Raw genomic sequence first — 2,062 nt, forward strand, 5'->3', positions numbered from 1 at the left:
CCAACGGATATGCCTTTCACCTGCGCTTATGCAGAGGTCTCAGGCTGATAGGCCAGACCTGAGCCCTGTTGTCCATGCAGGCCAGAGGCATATCCGTTGGACTTCCGGCCGAAGCTACGGGGACCCCGGTCTGCGGTGTCGGGCAGGAGGTAGTACTCCTTCAGCAGGGCGCGTGCGGCGTCGTTGTCGCTGACGGCGCAGTCCCAGATCACCTGCTCGCCGTCGCTGGTGATGTGGAAGGCGAAGAACGCGCAGCACGTCTTTTCGCGGGCGGCAGTGGCGGCTTCTACCCATGACCGCGGTGGACGCAGAAGAGCTGGTCTTCGGTGCCGTAGGGTTCGCGGTAGGAGACGATGGCGGGGCCTTGGGCGCTCAGGTGGTCGGGCAGCCGGGTGTCGGCGCTCCAACTGGAGCCGTTGAAGCGGGTCCACCACAGGCTCTGGTCGCCGGAGCCGCGGTGCACGCAGTACAGCCTGTTGTTGAAGACGGCCAGGGCAGGGCCCTCCGCACTCCGGTGGGCGGGCAGCCGACGGGCGGTGCTCCAGCGCGTGCCGTCGAAACTGGTCCACCACAGGAAGTGGTCAGAGCCGCCGCCGCGGAACACGCAATACAGCACGCCAGCGTAGACGGCCAGAGCGGGGTTGGAGGCCGTGAAGTGGCTGCCGAACGGCTGGTCGTTGCTCCAGCTGGTGCCGTTGAAGCGGGTCCACCACATCTGATCGCTGTTGGCGTCCCGGTAAGCGCAGTACAGCATGCCGTTGAAGGTCGCCAGGGCCGGGCCTCGGCTGGACGCGCCGTTCATGCGGGTGTCGGGGCTCCAGCGGTTGCCGTCGAAGCGGGTCCACCACAGGCGCCTGTCGTTGCCGCCGCCGCGGTGCACGCAGTACAGGAAGTTGTTGTAAACGGCCAGGGCAGGGCCGTCGGCGCTGCGATGGGCGGGGAAGGCGATATTGTCGCTCCAGCCCTCATTGCTGCCGGGGTCGTAGGCGGTCCACCAGAGCGATTCGTCCCGGTCCCCGCGGTGCACGGCGTACAGCCGGCCGCGGAACTCCGCCAGCGCCGGATTGGACCTGGACAGGTGGCCGGGGAATCTCTCGTTCTCGCTCCAGTTGTGGGAGGTGTTCATGGCCGTCCACCACAGCGAGGTGTCCTGCCTGGGGGCCAGAGAGATGGGGAGGAGCATCCCCGGGGCGAACCAGGGCGACACCAGCCGACAACCGTGGTCCCTGCCGACGATCTGGATGATAAGAGAACGGATCTGGAAGGAGAGCTCGATCAACCGGCCGAGCGCCCTGGGACGGATGGCCATGGCCACGATCTCCCCTACCAGCTCCGAGATCTCGGCGGCGGCTTGGGCGGCTGCGGCGTTGAGGACGATCTCAAAGCCCCACCATCTCGCGTTGGCGTACACCGCCCTACCGTTGGCGTTCAGCTGCGTCTCGATCTGGCGAGCCCTGTCTTGGTCGGCTTGGGGGAGCCGGCTGGTCTGCTCCTCGGATTCCTTGCGGGCCTTGTCCAGATACTCCTGGGAGATCCGCTGCGCCTCCTCGTGGGAGACGGAGTACGGGATGGCCTGCCAAGCGGCGAGGGCGTCGGCCTCGGCTCTGGCTTGGTCCTGGCTGGTGCTTTCATCGGGCATGCGATCACGTCCCATTCCGTAGGAGGATCCACCGCGAAGATCGTCAGCGGCCTTGAGTATCCGGCCGTGCCCCACTACTGGCAAGGGCGTGCGGGCGGCCGGATGTGGCCACGGGCACAACGGACCGTCTCGGGCCGGTTGGATACGTGGTCGCAGGCCACTGGGCCTCCGCCATCCGGGCCGACGTCGGCAGCGGCTTCTAGACGCAGCGGCTTGTCTGTGTCGTGACGGGGTCGGGGCAGCGTGAACAGGCCAGGGTTCGGCTTCAATCAGGACGCCTCCGGCGGGCGTGTGTCGGGGTCCCCGTGGCTTCGGCCGGAAGTCCAATGGATATGCCTCTGGCCTGCATGGACAACAGGGCTCAGGTCTGGCCTATCAGCCTGAGACCTCTGCATAAGCGCAGGTGAAAGGCATATCCGTTGG

At 66.7% G+C, this 2,062-nt stretch carries 1 protein-coding gene; it reads right to left on the reverse strand.

Annotated elements, in window-relative coordinates; genetic code table 11:
• Positions 1–286: 286 nt before the first annotated feature.
• Entirely contained in the window at positions 287–1,639 is a 1,353-nt protein-coding gene (locus ABZ260_RS50420) for a hypothetical protein (protein ID WP_355632917.1), read from the reverse strand.
• Positions 1,640–2,062 lie beyond the last annotated feature (423 nt).

This window comes from Streptosporangium sp. NPDC006013, assembly GCF_040614275.1.
Lineage (GTDB): Bacteria > Actinomycetota > Actinomycetes > Streptosporangiales > Streptosporangiaceae > Streptosporangium.